This is a genomic window from Chitinophagales bacterium, assembly GCA_020636495.1.
GTDB lineage: Bacteria > Bacteroidota > Bacteroidia > Chitinophagales > Chitinophagaceae > UBA5543.
In genome coordinates, this window is the sequence record JACJXQ010000008.1 from 343,711 (window position 1) to 370,107 (window position 26,397).

General features: G+C 45.0%; 15 protein-coding genes. 10 read left to right on the forward strand and 5 right to left on the reverse strand.

Going from position 1 to position 26,397, the window contains the following annotated elements; genetic code table 11:
* Nucleotides 1-20: 20 nt before the first annotated feature.
* From H6550_01595 to H6550_01610, 4 genes are all read right to left on the reverse strand, one after another.
* On the reverse strand, nucleotides 21-1,658 hold the full coding sequence (locus H6550_01595) for an amidohydrolase (protein MCB9044809.1): 1,638 nt from the start codon (nucleotides 1,656-1,658) through the stop codon (nucleotides 21-23).
* A 58-nt stretch (nucleotides 1,659-1,716) separates the two neighbouring features.
* Nucleotides 1,717-2,418, reverse strand: coding sequence for a hypothetical protein (locus H6550_01600; GenBank protein ID MCB9044810.1), 702 nt, complete (start codon nucleotides 2,416-2,418; stop codon nucleotides 1,717-1,719).
* Between the two features lie 92 nt (nucleotides 2,419-2,510).
* Nucleotides 2,511-3,200 carry a hypothetical protein gene (locus tag H6550_01605; GenBank protein MCB9044811.1) on the reverse strand — a complete coding sequence of 230 codons (690 nt, stop codon included), beginning with the start codon at nucleotides 3,198-3,200 and terminating at the stop codon, nucleotides 2,511-2,513.
* A gap of 146 nt (nucleotides 3,201-3,346) precedes the next feature.
* Entirely contained in the window at nucleotides 3,347-4,039 is a 693-nt protein-coding gene (locus H6550_01610) for a hypothetical protein (GenBank protein ID MCB9044812.1), read from the reverse strand.
* Between the two features lie 91 nt (nucleotides 4,040-4,130).
* On the opposite strand from H6550_01610, the gene mnmG reads away from it, so the two are divergent.
* From mnmG to H6550_01645, 7 genes are all read left to right on the forward strand, one after another.
* A complete protein-coding gene (gene mnmG, locus H6550_01615) occupies nucleotides 4,131-5,999 on the forward strand; it encodes a tRNA uridine-5-carboxymethylaminomethyl(34) synthesis enzyme MnmG (GenBank protein ID MCB9044813.1) in 1,869 nt (622 codons plus the stop codon).
* Nucleotides 6,000-6,112: 113 nt separating this feature from the next.
* The gene (locus H6550_01620; GenBank protein MCB9044814.1) at nucleotides 6,113-6,547 is read left to right on the forward strand and encodes a RecX family transcriptional regulator; all 435 of its coding nucleotides are present in this window, start codon (nucleotides 6,113-6,115) and stop codon (nucleotides 6,545-6,547) included.
* 50 nt (nucleotides 6,548-6,597) lie between these two features.
* Nucleotides 6,598-6,990: a Co2+/Mg2+ efflux protein ApaG gene (gene apaG, locus H6550_01625; GenBank protein MCB9044815.1), complete on the forward strand. Its 393-nt coding sequence runs from the start codon at nucleotides 6,598-6,600 to the stop codon at nucleotides 6,988-6,990.
* 136 nt (nucleotides 6,991-7,126) lie between these two features.
* Entirely contained in the window at nucleotides 7,127-8,938 is a 1,812-nt protein-coding gene (gene typA, locus H6550_01630) for a translational GTPase TypA (GenBank protein MCB9044816.1), read from the forward strand.
* A gap of 192 nt (nucleotides 8,939-9,130) precedes the next feature.
* Nucleotides 9,131-13,582, forward strand: a complete 4,452-nt coding sequence (locus tag H6550_01635; GenBank protein MCB9044817.1) for a gliding motility-associated C-terminal domain-containing protein — start codon at nucleotides 9,131-9,133, stop codon at nucleotides 13,580-13,582.
* A 169-nt stretch (nucleotides 13,583-13,751) separates the two neighbouring features.
* Nucleotides 13,752-18,179 (forward strand): gliding motility-associated C-terminal domain-containing protein, encoded by a 4,428-nt coding sequence (locus H6550_01640; protein ID MCB9044818.1) that lies wholly within the window; start codon nucleotides 13,752-13,754, stop codon nucleotides 18,177-18,179.
* A gap of 136 nt (nucleotides 18,180-18,315) precedes the next feature.
* Entirely contained in the window at nucleotides 18,316-19,341 is a 1,026-nt protein-coding gene (locus H6550_01645; protein ID MCB9044819.1) for a homocysteine S-methyltransferase family protein, read from the forward strand.
* A 73-nt stretch (nucleotides 19,342-19,414) separates the two neighbouring features.
* On the opposite strand, the gene H6550_01650 is transcribed toward H6550_01645, so the two are convergent.
* Nucleotides 19,415-21,958 (reverse strand): ATP-dependent Clp protease ATP-binding subunit, encoded by a 2,544-nt coding sequence (locus H6550_01650; protein ID MCB9044820.1) that lies wholly within the window; start codon nucleotides 21,956-21,958, stop codon nucleotides 19,415-19,417.
* A 190-nt stretch (nucleotides 21,959-22,148) separates the two neighbouring features.
* On the opposite strand from H6550_01650, the gene H6550_01655 reads away from it, so the two are divergent.
* The 3 genes from H6550_01655 to H6550_01665 all read left to right on the forward strand — a co-directional run bounded on the left by H6550_01655 (nucleotide 22,149) and on the right by H6550_01665 (nucleotide 26,395).
* Nucleotides 22,149-22,523 (forward strand): STAS domain-containing protein, encoded by a 375-nt coding sequence (locus H6550_01655; protein MCB9044821.1) that lies wholly within the window; start codon nucleotides 22,149-22,151, stop codon nucleotides 22,521-22,523.
* Nucleotides 22,524-22,655: 132 nt separating this feature from the next.
* Complete coding sequence (locus H6550_01660) at nucleotides 22,656-23,558, forward strand: ribonuclease Z (GenBank protein MCB9044822.1); 903 nt, start codon at nucleotides 22,656-22,658, stop codon at nucleotides 23,556-23,558.
* A 155-nt stretch (nucleotides 23,559-23,713) separates the two neighbouring features.
* Nucleotides 23,714-26,395, forward strand: coding sequence for a T9SS type A sorting domain-containing protein (locus H6550_01665; GenBank protein ID MCB9044823.1), 2,682 nt, complete (start codon nucleotides 23,714-23,716; stop codon nucleotides 26,393-26,395).
* The last annotated feature ends 2 nt before the right edge of the window (nucleotides 26,396-26,397 follow it).

Here is a 26,397-nt window from a genome sequence, read left to right on the forward strand (position 1 = left end):
ATAGTATTAAAAGGGGCTGATCATTCAGCCCCTTTTTTGTTGTACACTATTTTTCCTTTTACTATGGTGTATAACACTTTTGTTGAGAGCAATTCTTTTTCAGGAATATTCATGATGTCTTTATCAAGTATAATAAGGTCAGCTTGTTTTCCTATTTCTAAGCTACCTGTTTCTTTTTCCAGGAATACACTTTTCGCTGCCCAGGAGGTCATACCCATAAGCGCTTCTTTTCTACTCAGTGCATTTTCTTTCATGAAACCATTTTCCGGATCTCCGTCTTTATCTTTTCTTGCAACTGCGGTATAAAATGTTGCAAAGGGGTTTATTTGTTCCACAGGGAAATCCGTACCTAGTGCTATCCAACCATTCTGGTCTAAAAGTCTTTTATAGGCATAAGCCTCGGGTAATCTCTCCTCTCCTAATCTTTCACCCGCCCATGGCATATCTGATATGGCATGAGTCGGTTGTACAGAGGGTATTATTTTATACTTTCCGAACATGTTATAGTCTTGATAATCAACAACTTGTGCGTGTTCTATACGCCATCTCAGGTCGTTATTTTCAGGTAGAAATTTGCTATAAAGCCTGAGAATCGCGTGGTTTGCACTGTCCCCTATAGCATGTGTGCACAGCTGCAAATGAGTGGCTTTAGCGAGCTTTGCAACTTCTTCCATTTTATCAATATCAGACAGGAGCATACCATAATGACCCGGCATATCTGAGTATGGTTTTAGTAAACATGCACCTCTTGAGCCAAGTGCACCATCAGCATATAATTTTATACCGTTGATCTGTATCTGCCCTTTTTTGTATGGACCTTTAGGAGCATACTCATCTAAGGTGTTTTTTTCCTGGTCCAGCAGCAGTGAGTTTCCTATTTGCAGTTGGCCATTTTTATACAATGCAAATAGTTGTTTTATTATTGGTGCCTTGACTCCGCAATCAACTACACCTGTAAGTCCTAAAGAGAAACATTCACGCTCTGCCTGCTGCAAATATTTTACAGCTACCGAATCGGGAAGAGCAGGTATTAATTTTTCTACAGGGCCTGTTGCATTGTCTATCAGGATTCCGGTAAGTCTTCCGTTTTTCTTTTCAATAATGCCCCCATTGATTACTGTTTTGCTATTAATGCCTGCCAATTGTAATGCTTTACTGTTGCATAATACAGCGTGTCCGTCGATCCTTTTAAGTATCACCGGTTTGTCAGGGAATAACCTGTCCAACTCCGTATTATCGGGGAATTGTTTTATCTCCCAGTCATTCTGATCCCAACCACGGGCATAGATCCAGCTAAGTTTATTTTCTTTTTCATAGTCCTGTAGATGCTCCAGTACTTCCTCAAAAGAGTTAGTTCCTACCAGGTCGCACTTATACTGCTGCAAAGCATATCCTGAAAAGTGGCAATGAGCATCAATAAAGCCTGGAAATACCCATTTGTCCGGTACATCAATAAGCTCCTTTGCTGTATAGTGTTTCAGGATGTTTTCTTTGCTATCCGTAGCCAGGATTTTCCCATCTTTTATGGCTATAGCCTGTTTTGTACTGAATTGGCTATCACAGGTATATATTCCCGCGGCCGTAATTATGGTGTCTACCTGTTCTTTTTGATTACAGGCAGTCAATAACAGGGATAACCCTAGTAGAATTTTTTTCATAGCTCTTTATTATAGGTTCCACGTGGAACCTATAATAAAGATAATGATTGCGGGATAATTATTTTGCCTGCGTTCCACGTGGAACATCATTCTTTTCTTTGTGCAGATTGTAGCCTATGCCGAAGTTTATGGATAGTCTGCTGGATGGAAAGTTATAGTAATCACTTGAAAGGAATCCGAAATCACTTGAATTTGTTAGTATTGTACTGGTAGATTGCAGTATCAGCCGATTAAAAGTGTACGATAGAGTGTAGTTTACACCTGCAAAGGCAGATATGTCCCCAGATTTATGTACCTGCTCTCTTTTTAAGTCCGTTCCCCAGTCTTTTGTATACCATGTATCGGTTATTCTACAACTTCTGTGCCCGAGCACGATACCCATATAATGGTCCACATGCTTCAATACCCCGGATCTTTGATAACTTTTAGGGGTAATGTTGTACTGAATAGCGTATTGAAAGTCCAGCATCTGGAGTTTGAGCTTGCTGTCATAAATATTATAGCCTGCATCAAATATTATTTGTGGGCCGGATTGTTCACGATATTCATGATAGCTCACCCCAATATCCAGGGATATACGTCCTTTGGAGTTGTACCTATAGTAAATACCATTTTCAAAGGTTTTAAATGAAGGTCGCCTTGTGGGTTGATTTCCATCGAAGTTCTTTATCGGGCCGATTCTATATCCGATGATATATTCCTGGCAGTATGTTGTGGTACAAAATAGCAACACCAGCAATGATAATAGTATAAGTCTCATAGTCTTAGTAATGTGATGTTCCACGTGGAACGGTTAATAATTAAATGGCCTGATTGAGCGGTAAGTAATTGATTTACAGCACAAATGAACCTCTAAAGCCTGTAACCAAGGCCAAGCCTGAGTGATAATTTGCTATCAGGATAGATGCTACTATTCATGTACATGGCAGACATGTCCCATGGCCTGATATAAAACGAAGCTACAGAACTGGCATAGAACTTACCAAAGCTGTATGTAAGTGTATGGGTTAATCCCGCCTGTGGGGTATTTATCTCTTTATACCTCGTTATTTCCTGGGATATACTGCCATCTGACAGTGATATAACGTAATGTTTGTTAGTACTTGATTGGTACCTGGCACCAATATTTATCCCGATGAAACTACGGAGGTGCTTCATTACCGGGCAATGCTCCTGAATATAAGGGCAGGAAATATCGTACTGGGCGGATAAGTTGAGGTCTACATAATTACTCAGGGCATTACTTCCTCCGTCTGTAGATGTTGGGGGCTCTGTTTCTCCCCACCTACAATCGAATATTTGCGCTGGTGTGGTATGGGTGCCATTATATTGTATACAGCTCACTTCAAAAGCAAGCCTGCCTTTGCTTTGGTAGCGTAGAAAAAGTTCTTTATCCAGGCTTTTGTCTAATACACCTGACTTCAGGCTACTCATATCGTAGGTGTTACCTACACCAGCCCGGGCTCCAAAGGAAAAGTTTTGCGCAAAAACCGGAGAAGAAACGAGTAATATGGCAATTGTAATAAGGTTGATCCTGTTCATGTTCCTGTTCATTAATGGTACTGGTAAAGACAGTGTATATGCAGGATAGGTTTGCCTGGGTGTATTTTGGGTATAATTAATTGATAATCAAATAAAAAACCCGTCAGCATAACACTGACGGGCTGTAATATGAGCAACCAATTATACTAAAAGTTATAGCCTGCACCGAGTCTTAGCGATAATTTGCTATTGGGTGTAGGATCGCCGGCCCAATACATGTAACTGAAGCTTCCTGGTTGAATACCATATGCAACAACAGATGTGATATACATTTTGTTGATGGTATATTTCAGCGTATGATTCAATCCCAGTGTCACATTGTAGGGGTATTTATCTTCCAGAATACGGTTTACTTCCATACCATCTGCATAACTCCTGTCTGTATAAGTAGTGGTGGTATAGGCATATCCCATAGAGCCATAAACACCTACAAAGCTTCGCATGTTTTTTAATACAGGGCATTGTTGCATGCCTTTACACGTCAGGTCTAATTGTGCTGATAGGCCAAAGTCAATGACATTATACTTATTAAACTGGCTTACTCGTTCATATTTATAGTAATAGTCATCGGCCGGGAAGCAAATGATCGTGTTTACATAACTGTCGCTATTATTCCGTGTGAAGATGTATTGTGTAGCACCGGCTTCAAAGGCAAAGCGGCCTTTGGTCTCGTACCGCAGAAACAATTCTTTATCCCATGTATTATTGATAGTGCCTTCATTGATCTTAGCAACATCCAGCGTTTTGCCAATTCCGGAGCGAAGACCTGCGGAGAAGCTTTGAGCATATAAACTGCCACACAACAATGCGGCTAAAAGAGTGGTGGTTATAAGTTTCATTTCGTATCGTTTTAATAAAGTTAAGGAAAAATCATATTCATAACTGTTGTAACGGCTTTTTAACAGTAATGGTTCGTAACTTTGCGCCCTTATGTTTCCGGAGTATGATGTAATAGTGGTAGGTGCCGGGCATGCAGGCTGTGAAGCCGCTGCCGCTGCTGCCAATATGGGTTCTAAGGTGCTGTTGGTCACCATGAACATGCAGACCATCGCACAGATGAGCTGTAACCCCGCTATGGGTGGCATTGCCAAAGGCCAGATAGTGCGGGAGATAGATGCATTGGGGGGCTACAGCGGTATAGTGAGTGATAAGAGCATGATACAATTCCGTATGCTGAACCGCTCAAAAGGCCCGGGTATGTGGAGCCCCCGTACACAGAACGACCGTATGCTGTTTGCTACTTTGTGGCGGGAGATGCTCGAGCAGACACCGAACCTGGACTTTTGGCAGGATATGGTGAAAGGGCTCATCGTTTCACGTGGAACGGTGAAAGGAGTGGTGACCGGAATGGGGCAGGAGATATATGGCAAGACCGTGGTACTGACCAACGGAACTTTCCTGAATGGTGTGATACACGTGGGCGAGAAACAATTTGGCGGCGGCCGTATGGGCGAGAAGGGAGCAACCGGTATTACAGAGCAGTTGGTAGAAATAGGTTTTGAAAGCGCCCGCCTGAAAACAGGAACCCCGCCAAGGGTAGACGGCAGAAGCCTGGACTATTCGAAAATGGAAGTGCAACACGGAGACGAGGAAATAGTCGGGTTTTCTTATTTACCGGTAGACAGGATAAAACCCGAACAGCAGCGTACCTGCTGGATAACTTATACCAACCAGGAAGTACACGATATTTTAAAGACCGGGTTCGAGAAATCGCCCATGTACCAGGGCAGGATAAAAGGAAGTGGCCCCAGGTATTGCCCGAGTATAGAAGATAAGATCAGCCGTTTTGCGGAAAGAGAGAGGCACCAGCTTTTTGTAGAGCCGGAAGGGTGGAACACGGTGGAGATATATGTAAACGGTTTCAGCACCTCGCTGCCGGAAGAGGTGCAGTATAATGCACTAAGGACGGTACCGGGTTTTGAGAACTGTAAGTTTTTCCGCCCGGGTTATGCCATTGAGTACGATTATTTTCCGCCGACACAACTGCATTTTACACTGGAGACCAAGCTGGTGCAGAACCTGTACTTTGCGGGGCAGATAAACGGGACGACCGGTTATGAAGAGGCGGCATGCCAGGGGCTGATGGCCGGTATCAATGCACACAGGAAAGCGCAGGAGCAGGAACCCGTTGTACTGAAAAGAAGTGACGCTTACATTGGTGTGCTGATAGACGACCTGATCAACAAAGGAACGGATGAACCTTACCGCATGTTCACCAGCCGTGCCGAGTTCAGAACGATACTGAGGCAGGACAACGCCGATATGCGACTAACGCCATTGGGTCACGAGATAGGATTGGCATCGGATGAAAGGCTGGAGCGTGTGAACCATAAAAAAGAACAGGTAGAAAGGATCAAAAAGCTATTGGCAGATTTCCCGATAGAGCCCGAAGCGGCAAATGCATACCTGGAAAAAATTGGCTCATCGACCATAAACGAAAGAACACGCGCACTGAAAATGTTGCTGCGCCCCGGCATAGGCCTGAAAGAAATGATGACCGAGATACCGGGACTGGCTGAAGCGATAGGCGATGCTAATGTGTTGGAACTGGAGCAGGCAGAGATACAGGCCAAGTATGATGTGTATATCGAGAAGGAAAAAGAGCTGGTGAAAAAAATGTCTACACTGGAGGATATGATCATACCCGCATCGTTCAATTATGATAAGCTGACCGCACTATCTACCGAAGCACGCCAGAAGCTGGACAAAATAAGGCCGGGTACACTGGGCCAGGCCAGCCGCATAAGCGGAGTGAACCCCAGCGATGTGCAGATACTGATGGTGTACATGGGGAGATAATTATTAAGTCAAAATTTAAAACTCAAAACCAAAAATTGAGTTTACTTCAACATAATTCTATATACCGCTCTCCGTTAGGAGGAGATGGTGGGGGTGATTCTACGTTAGCATCTATTACACATTACTGCCGTTACCAGGAGCGCTCGCACAAAGAAGTGAAGAACAAACTGTACGAACTGGGTTGTACTACGGATGAGGTAGAGGAGTATATCATCAAAGTAATAGAGGCGGGTTTCCTGAACGAAGAGCGTTACGCCCGGGCTGTTGCACGTGGAAAATTCAGGATGAAACAATGGGGCCGCAACAAAATAGTACAACAGTTGAAGCAACAACAGGTTTCAGAATATTGCATAAAGAAAGCCCTGACCGAAATAGATGAGCATGAATACCTGGCTACTATAAAAAAGCTGGCGGAGAAAAAACTTAACGAGATAAGGTCGGAGAAAAACATATTCATCCGCAAGCAGAAAATATACCGTTACCTGGCCCAAAAGGGATATGAGAGCTCACTCATCAATGAGGCCGTTAACGAAATATTAAAACATTAAATATAACAAATCAACTACTAAAGGGTTATATTTACATAAACCATGCAACTATGGTACAACAGGTAACACAAGGAGTAAGCATAACTGTAGAAACATTCTACCAACCTGAACAGTCGAACCCTCTGACGAATGAATACCTGCATGCCTATCGTATCACTATAGAAAATATGAGCCCAATGCCTGTACAGCTCATCAGTCGTCACTGGTATATTGCAGATACATTTTATGGTACAGAAGTTCGCGAAGTGGTGGGCGATGGCGTAGTAGGTGAGCAACCCATTATGCAGCCCGGCGAAATATACCAATACATTTCTGCTGCAAACCTCCGCTCAGACATCGGTAAGATGTACGGCACCTACGAGATGGAGAACCTCTTCAACAAATCACGTTTCACGGTAAACATTCCCGAGTTTCAGCTGGAAGCTCCGTTCAAGGGGAATTAATTGTCATAATAAATTAACAAATTAAAAAAGGGTATAAAGTCTTTTCAAAGCTTTATTTCCGTACCTTTGCGCCCGAAATGGAGACCCTTCCTTTTTTCGAACATAAAGGAGGGGTTATTTTTTACAGGAATAAAGGATTATGAATATACGTAATATAGCGATCATCGCACACGTTGACCACGGTAAAACCACCCTGGTAGATAAGATCTTACACACCACAAAAGTTTTCCGCGACAACCAGGAAACAGGTGAGCTGATCATGGACAGCAACGACCAGGAAAAAGAAAGGGGTATCACCATCTTTAGTAAAAACGCTTCTGTTACTTACAAAGACGTTAAGATAAACGTGATAGATACTCCGGGCCACGCCGATTTTGGTGGTGAGGTAGAGCGCGTACTGAAAATGGCTGATGGTGTGATATTGTTGGTGGATGCTTTTGAAGGGCCGATGCCGCAAACGCGTTTCGTACTGCAGAAGGCGTTGCAACTGAACCTGCTGCCTATCGTTGTTATCAACAAGGTAGACAAGCCTAACTGCCGTCCTGACGAGGTGCACGATGCTGTATTCGAATTATTCTTCCAACTGGATGCTACAGAAGAGCAGTTGGATTTCACTACCCTGTATGGTTCTTCAAAGCAAGGCTGGTTCAACACCTCTCTGGAACCAACAGAAGGTATTGAGACTCTGCTGGATACGATACTGGAAAAAGTACCTGAGCCGAAGGTAACTGAAGGTAATTTGCAGATGCAGATCACCTCGCTGGACTACTCAAGCTTCCTGGGCCGTATAGCTATAGGAAAAGTAACACGTGGAACGCTGAAAGAAGGTATGAATGTGAACCTGTGCAAAACAGACGGCACATTTGTACGGAGCAAAGTAAAAGAGCTGTACGTATTTGAGGGTATGGGCAAGAAGCGCGTGGAAGAAGTACAGGCCGGTGACCTTTGTGCAGTAGTAGGTATCGAAGGTTTCCAGATAGGAGAGACAATAGCTGATTTTGAGAATCCTGAAGCACTGGAGGTTATCTCTATTGATGAGCCTACCATGAACATGCAGTTCAGCATCAACAACTCACCCTTCTTTGGTAAAGAAGGTAAGTTTGTTACCAGCCGCCACATCAGGGACAGGCTGATGAAAGAACTGGAAAAGAACCTGGCATTGAGGGTAATGGATACGGACGATGCGGATAAATTCCTGGTTTATGGCCGTGGTATCATGCACCTGAGTGTACTGGTAGAAACTATGCGCCGCGAGGGCTATGAACTGACAGTAGGACAACCACAGGTAATTGTAAAAGAAATAGACGGTAAAAAATCTGAACCATACGAGATACTGGTAGTAGATGTGCCGAGCGAATACAGCGGTAAGGTGATAGACCTGGTAACGCAGCGCAAAGGCGAAATGCTGATCATGGAGAGCAAAGGCGAAATGCAGCACCTGGAGTTTGAGATCCCATCTCGTGGTATGATAGGCCTGCGTTCGCAGATGCTGACCAACACTGCAGGTGAAGCTGTAATGGCGCACCGTTTTAACGAATACAAGCCATGGAAAGGCCCGATACCCGGACGTAACAACGGTGTGTTGATATCAAAAGGTACAGGTACTACTACAGGTTATTCAATAGACAAGTTGCAGGACAGGGGTTCTTTCTTCGTAGATCCGGGTGAAGAAGTATATGCAGGTATGATCATCGCCGAGCACATCAAGCCGGGCGACCTGAACGTGAACGCGATAGAAGGTAAGAAACTGACCAACCACCGTGCCAGCGGTAGTGATGACGCTACACGCATCGCACCTAAGATCGTGATGTCATTGGAAGAATGTATGGAGTACATTCAGCAGGACGAGTGCATCGAGGTAACGCCAAAGAACATCAGGCTGAGGAAAATACAGCTGAACGAAGAAGACCGCAAGAAGTACGAAAAAATGATGAAGGCAGAAGCCTAAAATCATAAGATAATAGTACAGTTTTAATCCCCGGGAATATTTTCCGGGGATTTTTTATTTGCGCCTGCAAACGAAAATGTCATTTTGTTCGTCAGATAAAATAAAATACTGATAATTTATTATCGACAATCGTAGCATTATTGCTACTTTTATCTACTCAAATAGTTAATTTCTTATTAAAATTCAGAAGTCTTGAAAAAGTTTACTTTTCTGGCGATTTGCTTATTGGTTCTGTCAGCATCATTATTTTCCAGTAATGCAAAGGCATCGCATGCTGCAGGTGGTGAATTAGTGTACGAATGGCTGCAGGGTACGACCTACAGATTTTACTTTAAATTTTATCGTGACTGTTCCGGAAGTGCCGAGCCCGGCGCAGTTACCCTTTGCTTCAATAACCCCTGTACCAATACAAGTGGCAGCAGGACCATGCAGAAGCTAACAACCCTTCCGGGCAACCTGCCTAATGGCGCACAAGTATCAACAGGCTGTGCTAACCAGAAAAACACCTGCGATAGTCTCCAGTCTCCTATACCTGGATACAGGGAGTGGTGGTACAGTGTTGACTATACATTGCCATCAGCCTGTTCCAGCTGGACATTTTCGGTTACAGTTGCTGTAAGAAATCCATCGGCAAATATTGTTGGCCTGCCTAACTTTTATGTTGAAACGGTATTGAACAGTGTAGATGCGCCGGGTAACTCGTCCCCGGTATTTTCTGTTAAGCCGGTACCTTATGTTTGCCTTAACCAGTTCTACAATTATAACAATGGTGGTGTTGACCCGAACGGAGACTCTGTGGCATTTGAAGTATTAACACCGTTGACCAGCAGTGGTAACTGTGCTTCCAGTCCTTCAAGCTGCTCTTACCAATCCGCTTCGCCTTCGTTGTCTATTCCTACTAATCCATTCCAGACCAACAATACATTTACGATCAGTAACACAACAGGAGAGCTGGGCTTTACTCCGGCCCTGCTGGGTGCGCATACTGTTTCTATAAGGGCTAAGGAATACAGGAACAGTGTTTTTATAGGCTCTGTGATGAGGGATATCCAGGTGCAGGTGATCACCTGTACCGGTACCAACACCACTCCTACCATTACTAACGACCCGGCCAGTGTATCAGGCGCGGCAACGTATAGTGGTGGTACGGTAATCGGTTGTGCGACAAAACAATTTTCTTTCTGTTTTGACATAAAATCTACTGACACAGCAGCGCATCTTGTTGCTACTGATAACCATGGCGTAGCAATGCCGGGTTCTACTATCAGCTACACCAACCTCCAGAAAGATTCAGTAAGAGCTTGTGTAACATGGACACCATCTGCAACGGATACAGGCACACGTGTGTTCGTTGTAACAGTAAAAGATTCCAGTTGCGCCTCAGGTGGCGTACCTATCAACTATGCTATTACGGTGCCGTTGTATGTATGGGCTGTTACCAAAGCAATAAAAGATACAACCATATGTGCAGGACAAAGTGTAACACTGAACGCAGTAGGCGGTACACAATATGTATGGTCGGTTGTGCCGGGCGGTTCCCCAATTAACTCATTGAGTTGTACAGCCTGTAAAAACCCCGTGGCTACACCATCAACAACAACACGCTATGTAGTTAACTCGAACAGTGCACAGATATGCGGTCAGAATACAGACACGCTGACTGTTACGGTATTACCATTGCCCAATGCAACTGCAACCAGCAACAGTCCCGTTTGTCCGGGTGATACATTGAAACTATACGGAGGAACAGTAGCCGGTGCTACCTACAGTTGGACCGGGCCGAATAGTTTTACATCAACATCGCAAAACCCGGTGATACCTAATGCTTCTACAGTTAACTCCGGTTTCTATGGCCTTACAGTAACAGGAAGCAATGGTTGTGTTTCTGATGTGTTCAATATGCAGGTGTATGTAGGCCCGCCTGCGGGCCCTGCCGCATCCAGCAACAACCCTGTATGTTTGAATAATCAATTGATACTGACAGCATCTACCGTTTCGGGAACAACCGTGACCTATCACTGGAGTGGCCCTAATGGATTTACTTCGACATCACAGAACCCCATACGCAATAATGTGACCTATGCAGATTCAGGTAAGTATTTTGTTTATGCAATAAAAGATGGTTGTCAGTCTTTCTCGGATAGTGTAAGTATTACAGTCAATCCATTACCTGCGGCACCGGTAGCAACACTTGATACGGTAAGATATTGCCAGAACGTGGTAGCCAGTCCGCTGACAGCAACAGGTACTAACCTGAAATGGTATAATGTACCTACGGGAGGAACCGGATCTTCAACACTCAGCCCGTCAACACTGGTAGCAGGTACATTCAAATATTATGTTTCGCAGACAGATGGTAATGGTTGTGAAGGACCGCGTGATTCGGTGGTAGCCATAATTACTGCTAAACCTAATGCGCCAACTGTTGTTGCGAATCAATCATACTGCCAGGGCGCTACCATACCCCAGCTGACAGCGACAGGAACCAACCTGAAATGGTATGTAGTGCCTATCGGAGGTTCGCCCTTATCCAGTGCGCCTACACCTAGCTCAGCCACACCTGGCAACTCTACCTATTTCGTATCACAAACCAACGGCTCAACCGGTTGCGAAAGTGACCGTGCTTCAATAACAATAACCATATATGCTACCCCAGCTGCGCCAACTATTGTGTCGCCGGTGTTCTATTGTGTGGGCGGACCGGCAACACCTACACTTGCTTCGCAGGTAACTGGCAGCAACCTGAAATGGTATACTGTTCCCACAGGAGGATCCGGCAGCACTACCGCTCCTGTAGTAAGTACATCTGTGCCAACAAATGATACTTATTATGTATCGCAGACATTGAATACTTGTGAAGGTGCCAGGGGTATGATAATAGCAGTTGTACAGGCCAACCCGGCCCCGCCGCTGACAAATGATACCACTTTCTGCCAGTTTGCACCTTCGGGCGCGCTGACCGCAACCGGGCAAAACCTGAAATGGTATACCTCATCATCAGGAGGTACGGGTAGCACAACGGCTCCTACGCCTTCTACAGCTTCGGCAGGTACATTCAAATATTATGTATCACAAACCATCAATGGTTGTGAAAGTCCGCGCGACTCAATAACTGTAACGGTGAATGCCAAACCGCAACCACCTGTTGGCAACGACGATTCAATATGCCAGTATACCACACCGGTTGCTATCACAGCTACTGGTTCTAATCTGCGTTGGTATGATACAGCAGTAGGTGGTTTCGCCAGCACAACTGCTCCGGTACCGGCAACCACCATACCGGGTACCTATTTCTGGTATGTAAGCCAGGTGATCAATGGTTGTGAAAGTGATCGTGATACCGTAGAAATAGAAATAGTACCGCAGCCAGCTGCGCCGACATCTGATACGGTAGAGTATTGCCTGGGAGGTATTGCCCAACCGTTGACGGCGATGGGAACGAACCTGCTGTGGTATACAGTGCCCGTGGGAGGAGTAGGTAGCCCGACAGCGCCAACACCACTCACTACCACTATCGGTTATACAAATTATTATGTATCGCAAACGATCAATAATTGTGAAAGTCCGCGTGATACGCTTACCGTGAAAGTGGACACGTTTGTAACCGTGAATCTTGTGATAAGCGATAAGATATTCTGTCTTACAGATACTATCGAGGTGAGCCAGACAGGTAAGATGCCGGACACCAGTGCATTTACTTGGACATGGGGGGGCGGTAATGTTATCAGCGGTGATACATCAGGTCCGTATACTGTGAAATGGGATACGGCAGGCATAAAAACGATAACCGTATATGCTGAGAACAATGGATGTAAAGCATCTGATACTGCTAAGGTTGAGGTGTTGCCGTTGCCGGAATCTTATTTCAATATGGATGCGGAAGTGTGTGTGGGCAAGCCATTGACGATGAACCTGGATACTGTTCTTAAAGGGGTATCCATGTACAGCTACAAGTGGGATAGTGAGACCAGTGTAATCGCGCTCAGGTCTGGCGGTGGATTTACGATGAAATGGAATACTGTTGGCAAACACATTGTAACACAAACGACGATATCCGATTCCGGTTGCGTTTCTCCTGTTTTTGCAGATACTGTTAATGTGAGGGATGACCCGAATGCGAAGATCATCAGGCCTGATGATAATAAAATTTGCACAAGGACAGAACTGACTTTGAAAGGAGAACCGATCACTACTGGTGGATTCTATCAATATGAATGGTCGCCGGCAGAGCTATTCCTGAACAACAAAAGCATAGAGGTAACAGCTAAACTGTCCAGTTCGGGTTACGTGAAAATGACCGTTACCGATGAATATGGTTGTACAGGATCTGACAGTATTTATGTTGCCGTTAAGCTTTGCTGTAAAGCAATATTACCAAGCGCGTTCTCGCCAAACAACGATGGCAGGAACGACAAGTTTGGTATCATCTCCAGCGGTAACTACAGGATCTCAGCCTTCAGGATCGTGAACAGGTACGGACGCGAAGTGTTCAGTACTAAGAACCAGCACGATCGTTGGGACGGAACCGTGAACGGCGAGCCGCAGGGCATTGGCACCTATTACTACTACATCAAATATTCATGCGAAGATGATGATGCAGACAATGAAGTAGAAGAAAGAGGTGATGTCACCCTGATCAGGTAAATGAATTAATGAAAGACTATTCAAGCCTCCCTAACCCTAGGGAGGCTTTTTCATGCTCGCAATATTAACCGTCAGTTTATAGTGTTTAATTAGCGTGGTTTACATATTATTATATTCACCACATTCTTCTTACTTTTATTTAAGCTATTACTAACTAAACTTATAGATCTTGAAAAGACTAGTTTATACCTCTGTCGCGGCTGTATTTTTATTGATGACCTTGACGGGCTTTAAGGCAAAAGCGTCGCATGCTGCGGGTGGTGAATTAATATATCAATGGGTAAGTGATTCTACTTACAGGTTCTATTTTAAATTTTACAGGGACTGTACGGGTATACCGGAGCCGGGCACGGTAAACTTATGCGCATACAGTACCTGCACTAACCAGAACTTTAATACTACCATGAACAAGCTGACCACACTACCCGGAGGTATTCCCAACGGTAGCCAGGTAGCAACAGGTTGTGCCAATCAGCCCAGTACCTGTCAGAATACTTCATCACCAATTCCGGGTTACCGGGAATGGTGGTACAGTGCAGACGTGACATTGACACACAAGTGTAATTACTGGCAGTTCGGCGTAAGTATCAATGCCAGGAACCCGTCGGTAAACATTGTTTCAGGAAACTTTTATGTAGAAGTAAGATTGAACAACCAACTAGCACAGGGCAACTCTTCGCCTGTATTTTCAGTAAAGCCGGTACCCTATGTTTGCCTGAACCAGTTTTACAAATATAATAATGGTGGTGTTGACCCGGATGGAGATTCGGTAGCGTTCCAGGTGGTTAATCCATTAGCTGCGGGCAATTGTGTGGGTACAGCAGCTAATTGTAGCTTTCAGTCAGGGACTCCTGCCTATTCGATACCCAACAATCCTTTTCAAACCAATAATACATTTGCTATCAGCGCTACTACAGGTGAAATGTCATTCACGCCCGGATTACTGGGCTCGCAAACCGTGGCAATAAAAGCTAATGAATATCGGAATGGTGTTTTCATAGGTTCGGTAATGAGGGACATACAGGTGCAGGTGCTTAACTGTAATGGTAGTGGTGTTACACCTACCTTAAATACAGACTCTGCCAGTGTTACGGGTTCAGGCGTATATTCTAACGGTAGCATTACAGCATGTGCTACAAAAGCGTTTACCTTCTGTTTTGATATAAAATCAACAGATACGGCAGCTAAACTTGTTGTTACGGATAACAGTGGCGTAGCAATGCCGGGTTCTTCTATTTCATATACAAACCTGCAAACAGATTCTATCAGGGGTTGCGTTTCATGGACGCCTTCTCCTACCGATACAGGTAATCGTGTTTTCGTGGTTACTGTAAAGGATTCAAGTTGTAACTCTGCCGGTGTTGTTATCAACCATGTCATCACAGTACCGGTATATGTTTGGGCTGTTACCCATGCGTTGAAGGACACAGCCATTTGTACGGGAGACAGTACGGTACTCATCGGCCTTGGAGGTACGGCATATGTATGGTCTGTTGTTCCGGGCGGATCGCCGATCAGTTCTCTGAGCTGTACCTCATGTAAATCACCAGTTGCCAAACCAACAGTTACAACCAGCTACATTGTCAACTCCAACAGCGCGAGTGTCTGCAACCAAAATACAGATACGGTAACTGTTACCGTCATACAACAGGGAGTTAGCGCCACCAGCAATTCCCCGGTTTGCCCCGGCGATACACTGAAACTATTCGCGGGTGTATCCGGTGTATACTACAATTGGACCGGGCCAAACGGGTTTACTTCAACCTTGAAAAACCCGGTGATACCCAATGCACAAAGTATCAATGCAGGATTTTACGGGTTATCAGTTAATAATGGTACCTGCTCTTCGCAGGTATTCAATCTACAGGTTCTCGTAGCTGTTCCCGCAGGCCCTAACGCTTCCAGCAACAGCCCGGTATGTGCGGGCAACCAGATCATTCTTACCGCGTCGACAATACAAGGAACCAACGTAACGTATCATTGGTCGGGCCCGAATAGTTTTACGTCGACACAGCAGAATCCGGTCATAAATAATTCAACCTCTGCAAATGCGGGCAAATATTATGTGTATGCTGTAAAAGACGGATGCGTAACGAATACTGATAGCGTAACAATTACAGTTAATGCTGTACCGTTGGCACCAGTCGTCTCGCCGGATACTACAGGTTTATGCCAGTCTGTGGTGGCGTCGGCACTGACTGCAACGGGTACCAATCTGCAATGGTATACCGTACCAACAGGAGGTACAGGTAGCTCTACACTTATTCCTTCTACCTCTAGCCCGGGTGTGACGAGGTATTACGTATCGCAAACGGTAAATGGTTGTGAAAGTTCAAGAGATACCGCAACAGTTATCATAACAGCGAAACCGTCGAACCCTACTGTTACGTCTAACCAGGGTTTTTGTCAGAACGCAGTTGTCGGGCCGCTCTCTGCAACGGGTACCAATATCAAATGGTATGTAGTGCCTACAGGGGGAGCGCCGTTGACCAACCCGCCAACACCATCTACATCCACACCGGGTAACACAGTTTTCTTCGTATCGCAAACCAGCAGTACTACAGGTTGTGAGAGCGATCGTGTGCCGGTGACAGTAACGATATATGCAACTCCGGCACCACCGGCTATTACTTCGCCCATAAATTATTGTGTGGGTGGGCCGGCTACACCAAGCATAGCATCGCAGGTAGCGGGCAGCAACCTGAAATGGTATACAGTACCTACAGGAGGTATTGGCAGCAGCACAGCCCCTGTGGCTAACACTTCCACTGCTACTATAGATACATATTATGTATCGCAGACACAAAATACCTGCGAAGGGCCAAGGGGTATGATCATCGTAAATGTCATTGCTAATCCTGCGCCTCCGCAAACGAATAATGTCACGTATTGCCAGTTTGGTATTGCCGGTCCGCTGGCTGCCAACGGGCAGAACCTGTTATGGTATGCTGCAGCAACGGGAGGTACGGGCAAAACGGTAGCACCAGTACCATCTACATCAGTTGCCGGTACGTTCAAATATTATGTATCGCAAACAGTGAACGGTTGTGAGAGTGAGAGAGACTCAATAGTAGTAACCGTAAATCCGAAACCACAACCTCCGGTTGGTAATGATGATTCTGTTTGCCAGTATTCAGTACCGGTTCCCCTATCAGGTACAGGTAGCAACCTTTTGTGGTACCTGGCGCCGACAGGAGGCATAGGCATCTCTATTCCACCGTCGCCGGTTACCTCAACACCGGGAACATTCTACTGGTATGTGAGCCAGACGCTATTGGGTTGTGAAAGTGACCGTGATACCGTAGAAATAGAAGTGGTGCAGTTACCTGATGCGCCTGTAGCAGACAGTGCTGAATATTGCCTGAATGGAGTAGCACAACCTGTTACAGCAACAGGCCAGGACCTGAAATGGTATACCGTTCCATTTGGAGGTACACCTTTAGCAACTGCGCCTACACCCACTACATCATCAATAGGTTACATACGCTATTATGTATCACAAACCATGTTTGGTTGCGAGAGCCCCCGCGATACTGCGGTTGTAAAAGTTGATACCCTGGTTACTGTAAATATTTATGTGAGTGATAAATTCTTCTGTTTGACAGACTCAGTAGAAATAGGACAGACAGGTGTAATGCCTGACACAGGAATGTTTACCTGGACATGGGATGGAGGTAATGTGTTGTCAGGAGATACGTCAGGGCCATATATACTGAAGTGGAATACTCCGGGTAAAAAGACAATAACTTTGAATGCAGAAGATAATGGTTGCAGGGCATCAGACACGAGTACATTAGAAGTGCTGCCACTGCCGGAAGCCTGGTTCAATATGCCGGATGAGATATGCCCGGGCAAAGAACTGGAAGTAACGACTGTCGACAGTTTCCTGAAATATGCGTATGGCTACAACTGGACCATTGAAGGCGCGTCTGATATCGTCAGGTCTGATAGTACGGGTTTTGTCACCTATTGGGATAAGCCCGGCATATATTCCGTTAAACTAAGAACGATCTCAGATTCCGGTTGTATGTCTCCTATGTTTGCTGATACGATCACTGTAAGAGAAGAGCCGAAGGCAAAGATATTACCGCTTGAATACACAACTATATGTACCAAAACTGGCGTTAACCTGAAGGCGGAAGTATTACAGGGATTCCATAAATACGAATGGTCTCCGGCTGAATACTTCCTTATCAACAAGTCTACCGATGTAATTGCAACGATACCTAGTTCGGGCTACATACGTTTATCTGTTACTGATGATTTTGGTTGTACAGGAAACGACAGCGTATATGTAGGCATCAAGCTGTGCTGTAAGGCAGTGTTGCCAAGTGCATTCTCGCCCAACAACGATGGCAGGAATGATCAGTTCGGCATCATATCCAGCGGTAACTACAGGATATCATCTTTCAGAATAGTGAACAGGTATGGCGATGAGGTATTCAGCACCAGGAACCAGCGCGACCGCTGGGACGGTACGTACAATGGTCAGCCACAAGGTATCGGTACTTATTACTACTACATTAAATACTCCTGCGAAGATGATGATGTTGATAACGAAGTAGAAGAAAGAGGCGATGTAACATTGATAAGATAGAGAGACAGATATGATATGTATCCCGCCTGTAAATACAGGCGGGATCTTTATTTTTAGCATCGCTGTATAGTTTATTTCAATTCTGTACAGGATAGTAAAATGAGCATAATCTTCTCAAATACCGTAATTTTACAACATGACAAAAGAACAGCAACTGCGCGATATATTAAGTGAAAAGATACTGGTGTTAGATGGTGCCATGGGTACCATGATACAGCGTTATAAGCTGACGGAGGAGGATTATCGTGGCGAGCGTTTCAAAGACTGGCCAAGTGATCTGAAAGGCAATAACGACCTGCTGGTGCTGACACAACCACAGATAGTAAAAGAGATACATAAAGAATACCTGGATGCCGGCGCTGATATATTAGAGACCAATACATTCAATGCGCAGGCGGTATCGTTGGCTGATTATGATATGCAATCGCTGGCATATGAAATAAATGTGGCTGCTGCTAAACTGGCCAAAGAAGCGGTTACGGAATTTATGCAGGAGCATCCGGGCACGCAGAAATTCGTAGCGGGAGCCATAGGCCCGATGAATAAAACACTATCTCTTTCTCCTGACGTGAATGACCCGGGTTACAGGGCTATTACTTTCGATGAGATAGTAGATGCTTATACAGAGCAGGTACATGGCCTTGTAGACGGCGGCGCGGACATCCTGCTGATGGAAACGATATTTGACACGCTGAATGCCAAGGCTGCCATATTCGCTATCAATAATTACTTTCAGCAGACAGGTAAAGAAAAGCTGCCGCTGATGATATCAGGTACCATCACTGATGCTTCGGGCAGAACATTAAGTGGACAAACTTTAGAAGCTTTCTATATATCCGTGATGCATGCCGAGCCTATAAGCATAGGTCTGAATTGCTCATTAGGTGGACATGAAATGAGGCCTTATGTGGAGGAACTGTCAGACCTCGCTACATGCTTTGTAAGCTCTTATCCTAACGCGGGCCTGCCCAATGCTATGGGCGAATACGATGAGCAACCCAAAATGACTGCTGATATTGTAAAAGGTTTTGCACAGGAAGGATGGGTAAATATAGTTGGTGGTTGTTGCGGTACTACACCCGATCATATTCGTGAAATAGCCAAAGCGGTGAAAGATTTAAAGCCGAGGAAGCTGGAAGAGAAGAACGAGGCTATTGCTTAGAGAACAACATTAATGATAATTAAAAAGGGTAGACAATTTGTCTACCCTTTTTTTGAACTATTCATTAAAACGTTTATTCAGTTTCTGCGCTTTCGTTTTTCTTGGCAGATGGTTTGCTTTCTATTTTGAAAGTGATCTTACCTTCTTTCTCATTAAAGTCTGCCACAACTGTATCGCCTTCTTTTATTTTGTGGTTCAGCAGTTCTTCTGCCAGTGGGTCTTCCAGGTGTTTCTGTATAGCCCTGTGCAGCGGCCTTGCACCAAATTGAGGGTCGTAACCTTTTTGTGCGATGAACTTCTTGGCAGCCTCTTTCAACTCCAGTTGGAAACCTAAGTTGCTCAGGCGTTTCAGCACATCTTTCATAATGATGTCTATGATCTTACTGATATCAACTTCATCCAGTTGGTTGAAGATGACCACATCATCTATCCTGTTCAGGAATTCAGGAGAGAAAGTGCGCTTCAGGGCACTTTCTATCACACCTTTACTATGGTCTTCAGCGGCTGCCTGTTTGGCGCCGGTACTGAAGCCCACGCCCTGACCGAAATCTTTCAGCTGACGGGCACCAATGTTGGAGGTCATGATGATGAGTGTGTTCTTGAAGTCAACCTTGCGTCCGAGCCCGTCTGTAAGCTGGCCATCATCAAGAACCTGCAACAGAATATTGAAAATGTCAGGGTGAGCTTTTTCGATTTCATCGAGCAGCACTACACTGTATGGTTTGCGTCTGACCTTTTCGGTCAGCTGCCCGCCTTCTTCATACCCAACATAACCCGGAGGCGCACCGATCAGTCTGCTCACACTGAATTTTTCCATGTACTCACTCATATCTATTCGAATGAGAGCGTCTTTGGAATCAAACATGAACTCACTGAGTACCTTGGCCAGTTCTGTTTTGCCCACACCGGTAGGCCCCAGGAATATGAATGAGCCAATGGGTTTTTTAGGATCTTTCAGTCCCACCCGGTTGCGCTGGATAGCCCTGGTGATCTTGACGATGGCTTCGTCCTGCCCGATGACTCCCTGTTTCAATTCATCGGCCATACCTACCAGTTTGTTGCCTTCACTTTGGGCAATACGTCTTGTAGGAATGCCGGTCATCATGGCCACTACTTCTGCAATATCTTCTTCCCCGACAGGGTATTTTTCTGTCTTGACCTGTTCTTCCCATTTATTTTTGGCGGTCTCCAGTTCTTCCAACAGGCGTTTTTCTGTATCGCGAAGTTTGGCAGCCTCTTCATATCGCTGGCTCTTGACCACCTTATTCTTCTCTTCCTTGATCTCTTCGATCTTTCCTTCCAGCTGCACTACCTCATCAGGAACATGGATATTCTTCAGGTGCACACGAGCGCCTACTTCATCCATTACATCAATGGCCTTATCGGGCAGGAAGCGATCGCTGATGTATCGGTTACTGAGTGTCACACAGGCTTTGATGGCCTCTTCGCTGTATTCAACATTATGAAATTCTTCATATTTAGGCCTGATGTTGCTGAGAATCTCTATGGTTTCATCGGCAGTTGGCGGATCTACCAGAACCTTCTGAAAGCGTCTGTCAAGTGCTCCGTCCTTTTCGATGTATTGTCTGTATTCATCCAGGGTGGAAGCTCCGATGCATTGCAGTTCACCTCTGGCCAGAGCCGGTTTGAAAATATTGGAAGCATCCAGTGAACCGGTAGCCCCGCCAGCTCCAACGATGGTATGTATCTCATCAATGAAGAGGATGACGTCGCGGTTCTTTTCCAGCTCATTCATGATGGCTTTCATGCGCTCTTCAAACTGGCCCCGGTATTTGGTACCTGCCACCAGCGCTGCGAGGTCCAGCATAATGATGCGTTTGTCAAACAGCACCCGGCTAACCTTACGCTGGATGATGCGCAATGCAAGGCCTTCTACGATGGCGGTCTTTCCGACACCGGGTTCACCAATCAGGATCGGGTTATTCTTTTTGCGGCGCGAAAGTATCTGCGATACACGCTCTATCTCTTCTTCCCTGCCTACTATCGGGTCCAGTGTACCCAGCTCGGCCATTTTGGTAATGTCCCTGCCGAAGTTGTCCAGTACGGGCGTTTTCGATTTTGTGTTTCCTGCCTGCCTGCGTTGCTGAAACTGGCGGCGTTCATCGTCCTCTTCAAACTCTTCTCCGCCCGGGTCACTGTAATCTCCTCTCGGAGCTTCGCCCTGTACGATAGCCAGTTCGCTTTTGAATTTTTCGTAGTCTACTTCATACTGATGTAATATCTGTGTAGCTACATTCTCTTTGTTCTTAAGGATAGACAGCATTAAATGTTCTGTTTCTACTGTAGGGCTTTTCAGCGCCTTAGCTTCCAGAACGGTTATGCGTATTACCTTTTCTGCCTGTTTGGTCAGTGGCAGGCTGTTGATGTTGGCAAGCGGTTTGTTGCCCTTATCCCTTATGGCCATTTCCAGTTCTTTGCGCAGGTCAAAAAGATCTACCTGCATGGTCTGCAATACTTTTACAGCCAGCCCTTCTCCGTCCCTGATAAGGCCCAGCAGCAAGTGCTCCGTGCCTATAAAGTCATTCCCTAGCCTCAACGCCTCTTCCCTGCTGTAGGAGATGATCTCTTTTACCTTTGGTGAAAAATTTGAATCCATCGATTTATGCCCTCGCTTTTTTGTTTCTTAAAATTAACGATAATTGTGGGTAGCTAAGTATTAAGATTTGCTATATCAACATCAGCAGCACAACTAAAGTTTGTATACCTACAATATAAAACAAAAAATACTGCGAATATGTTATTTTTAGACGTGCTAATTTACAATCGTCTTACAAAACTACATCTATATGGAGTTCAAATTTGATACCAAACCTTCTTACACGGTCATTACGCCCCAAACAGATGCCCTGGATGTTAATTTGACAGGACAACTGGCGGAACAGATAGCCCTGTATATCAATAAGGGCAGTAATAATTTTATTATCGACATGCAACAATGCTCAAAAACCGACAATACGTCATTCCCGGCACTGGCAGAGCTGCATGAAGATTGCTATATGAACCAGAGGTCACTGGTTTTCACCGGTATACAAGCTCCTGTGCTGGATGCGCTGAATGAAAATGAACTGGCCGAAATGTTAAATATCGCTCCAACTATGCAGGAAGCGGTAGATATTATAAGCATGGAGATTCTGGAACGAGACCTGATGAATGAAGATTAGTATTGACCACAATTATTGTATAAACACTTGTCAATAATTGGTTTATTCACCAAAAACACCTTGATTTACTGAAACGAAGCTATTTTACCCTGTTGTTTTTGTCAGCGTTAGGATGTTAATCAAGCTATTGAGATGAGAGTAACAATTTTAGGAAACAACTCGGCACTACCCGCATTTGGCAGAAACCCCACTGCGCAGATCGTGTCGGTGTATGGTGAATATTTATTGATTGACTGTGGCGAGGGCACACAGGTACAGATGCAGACGCATGCCATAAAATGGCGCAAACTCGGGCATATTTTCATCAGTCATATGCATGGCGACCATTATTTTGGTTTGCCCGGACTTATCAACAGTATGAGTCTCTTAGGACGTGTGGCACCACTGCATTTGTATGGGCCTGCGCCGCTCATGCCTATATTGCAGGAGACGCTGGACCTGGCAGAGACGGTTTTATCATACGAGTTACACTTTCATCCCCTGCCTGAAACAAGTGAATTATTGGTAGAGACCGATACGTTTAAAGTAACCTGCTTTCCTGTAGAGCACAGGATACCATGTATGGGTTTCCTGGTTGAAAGTAAAACACGAGGCAGGAAGATATTGCCTGCTCAATGCCGTGACTATGAGATCCCGCGTTATTATTATGATAAGTTGAAAGCAGGAGAGGATTATATGCGTAAAGACGGGACTGTTGTCAAAAACGAGGTATTGACCACAGAAGGGCCGCCGGTAAAGAAATACGCGTTCTGCGCTGATACTAAGTTTACCGATTCATTCATTAAATACATACAAGGTGCAGACACCATCTATCACGAATGTACCTACCTGCATGCTGAAGTTGAAAAGGCGGAAGCACGTTACCACAGTACGTCAGTCCAGGCGGCTGAAGTAGCAAAAATGGCGGGCGCCAAACAGTTGTTACTCGGCCACTATTCATCTAAATACCGCGACCTGTCCCCCTTCAGGGAAGAAGCCATGACGGTTTTCCCCAATTCGCTGGTTACGATAGAAGGAACTACTTACGATATCTAAACATGTTTATTGCCGCATACTAATAATTGAGTACCGCTTGATATATAGTTCATACCGTATTTACATACGGGTATTGAAGTCTTTTTTGCCTTCCTGAAATTTGACTGCTGTAGCCACCCGGTTACTCTTTACTTACGGGCAGACAAACTTCAATTATGAGGGTTTTAATATTATCGGCGATATTGCTTTCAATATGCGGCATTTGCCAGGCACAATTTTTCAGTGGTTCATATACCGGTAACGGCTCTTCACAATCTATTACGGCACCGGGTTTTCAGCCGGACATCGTTATAATAAAAAGAGGAGCCACGTCGGGTACAGGCCAAACGGCAGTCGTTCGCACGGCTACAATGAGCACAACTATTGATATGAGTTCCGCTACCAGTGCTACAGACCGTATCACAGGATTTACGTCAAGCGGATTTACAATTGGTGCTTCGGCTAATGTAAATACAAGTTCTGATGTGTATCACTATGTAGCCATCAAAGCGGTATCTGGTGAAATTGAATTGGGTACCTATACCGGAAACGGAACGGACAACCGCAATATTACAGGCGTTAGCTTTCAGCCTGACTTTGTCTGGGTCTTGTCTCCGGGCCAGCAATGTGTGTGGCGCACCTCTTCTATGACCGGAGATAATAGTATCACCTTCAATTCGTTTTCACAGACGGCAAACTGGATACAGGCGATCAATAGTAATGGTTTCCAGGTGGGTGATGATGCAAAGGTTAATGCTTCGAGTACCGGATATAATTATGTCGCCGTCAAATCTGTAAGTGGAAAATTTGCTGTTGGTAGCTATACCGGTGATGGCAATGACAACAGGTCGATAACTGGTTTCGGATTAACTCCGGGATTTGTAGTAGTGAAACGGGGCGATGGTGCCACCACAGGTGCAATGAAATCGACCAGTACAGGAACTACTACAGACATTACACTGATACCCAATGCTACCAATTCTGTAACAGATGCCATACAGCAATTGCTGACTAATGGTATAGAGATAGGTACTACGTCACGCGTTAACACCAGCAGTGGAACCTACTATTGGTTTGCGTTTGGTGAGATTTCAACCAATATATGGAATGGTACTGCATGGAGCGGTGGAACTCCCACATCTTCAAGTGATGTTGAGATAGCATCAAGCACTACGCCGGGTTCATTTACATGCAGGGACATCACTATTAACAGTGGCATTTCTCTTACTTTGGGAAGTGGTGTAACAGCTAATATTTATGGCGATGTAACAAATGACGGCAATGGAATAAGCGGCGCGGGCAATCTTACTTTTTCTAAAACAGGAACAGCAGGTATATCAGGTAATGCAATTACCGTAAAAGGAACTGTAACGGTCAGTTCAGGTTGTACATTATCTACAGGCGGCCTGCTGACCATTGGCTCAGACGCCAGTAATACCGGCAGCATTGCGGGCCCTTCAGCGGGAGGTTACCTTTCCGGGAATGTTACAATGCAACGCTACATACCCGGTAAACGCGCATTCCGTTTCCTGGGTCACCCGTTCAGCACCTCACAGGCGCTCACAACATTGACGGATGATATTGACATAACAGGGAGCAGTGGAGCGACCAACGGCTTCACAACAACAACAACCAATAACCCATCTGCTTTCTGGTTCGACGTAAGTGCCGCAGACAATTCTACATCGGGCAATAATCCCGGCTGGACGCCATTTACAAATACCAACGGTGTTAGCGCCAATAGCTGGGATCAATATGAATTGATGCGCATATTGGTGCGTGGCGCGATTGGTGAAGGCCTGGCAGGAGGTACATACAGCCCTTCGGCAGTTACGCTGGATATGACAGGTGTGGTGAACCAGGGTACACAGGTGGTTACGCTCACCAAAGGGTCGGGTTCCAATTTTGTTTCATGTGGTAATCCTTTCCCAGGTCCGGTAGATATGCAGAATGTAGCTAAGGGAGCAAATATAGGAGCAAACTATTATGTTTGGGATGCTACATCAGGTGTTGCGGGTGCATATGTTACCAATCCTTTTACTCTGTCATATAACTTGCCGGCTTTTGCTGCATTGTTTACAACAGCTACGGCCAACTCATCTAACACCTTGACATTTGAAGAGGCTGATAAAGTAACATCAGGAGCCTCGTTGTTTAAAAAGACTGCACCCGGTAATTGGGTAGAGCTGCTCATCTCAGATAGTACAATACAATGGGACAGGTTGCTCATCAACCTGGATAACAATGCCATGGATGTACAGGACAATCTGGATGGAGAAAAACTATATAATCCGGGGCTTGATTTCTTCACCTTGTCCAAAGATGAAGTACGACTGGCAGTAGACGTTCGTCCTTATAATGACGGAGCAGCTATTCCGCTTGGTTTAACTGCCTACAACCGATACAACCGATACGTAATAACAACCGGGATGTTCGACATTCCGGCAGGTACAAAACTATTCTTGCATGACAAATACCTGAATGTAAAACAAGAACTGAAAACAGGTTTTGCGTATTGGTTCGATGTCACCAGTGACACTGCATCACAGGGCAACAATCGCTTTGAGATAAATATGGTAGGCAAAGCAGCAGGTTTGACAACAACAGGAAATATTGATCCGGATATACTAATAATTCCTAACCCTGCTGATAAGGACGTGAAAATATCCTTCAAAAAATCAGGAAGCAAAGCGCAACTGAAGTTATTGAGTATCACAGGACAGGTATTGATGACAAAAGAAATGACAGGAAATACAGGCAGCATTATTCTGCCTTTGCTCAATATTCCGGCAGGGGTATACTTTATTCAGGTGCAAAGCAACAATACACAGTTTACAGAAAAACTAATCAAACAGTAACA

Excerpts from the sequence above, each read along its gene's own strand:
- H6550_01665 (MCB9044823.1), top strand. The coding sequence starts at position 23,714 with ATGAGGGTTTTAATATTATCGGCGATATTGCTTTCAATATGCGGCATT.
- H6550_01595 (MCB9044809.1), bottom strand. The coding sequence starts at position 1,658 with ATGAAAAAAATTCTACTAGGGTTATCCCTGTTATTGACTGCCTGTAAT.
- H6550_01650 (MCB9044820.1), bottom strand. The coding sequence starts at position 21,958 with ATGGATTCAAATTTTTCACCAAAGGTAAAAGAGATCATCTCCTACAGC.
- H6550_01610 (MCB9044812.1), bottom strand. The coding sequence starts at position 4,039 with ATGAAACTTATAACCACCACTCTTTTAGCCGCATTGTTGTGTGGCAGT.
- H6550_01600 (MCB9044810.1), bottom strand. The coding sequence starts at position 2,418 with ATGAGACTTATACTATTATCATTGCTGGTGTTGCTATTTTGTACCACA.
- mnmG (MCB9044813.1), top strand. The coding sequence starts at position 4,131 with ATGTTTCCGGAGTATGATGTAATAGTGGTAGGTGCCGGGCATGCAGGC.
- H6550_01605 (MCB9044811.1), bottom strand. The coding sequence starts at position 3,200 with ATGAACAGGATCAACCTTATTACAATTGCCATATTACTCGTTTCTTCT.
- H6550_01645 (MCB9044819.1), top strand. The coding sequence starts at position 18,316 with ATGACAAAAGAACAGCAACTGCGCGATATATTAAGTGAAAAGATACTG.
- H6550_01655 (MCB9044821.1), top strand. The coding sequence starts at position 22,149 with ATGGAGTTCAAATTTGATACCAAACCTTCTTACACGGTCATTACGCCC.
- H6550_01660 (MCB9044822.1), top strand. The coding sequence starts at position 22,656 with ATGAGAGTAACAATTTTAGGAAACAACTCGGCACTACCCGCATTTGGC.
- apaG (MCB9044815.1), top strand. The coding sequence starts at position 6,598 with ATGGTACAACAGGTAACACAAGGAGTAAGCATAACTGTAGAAACATTC.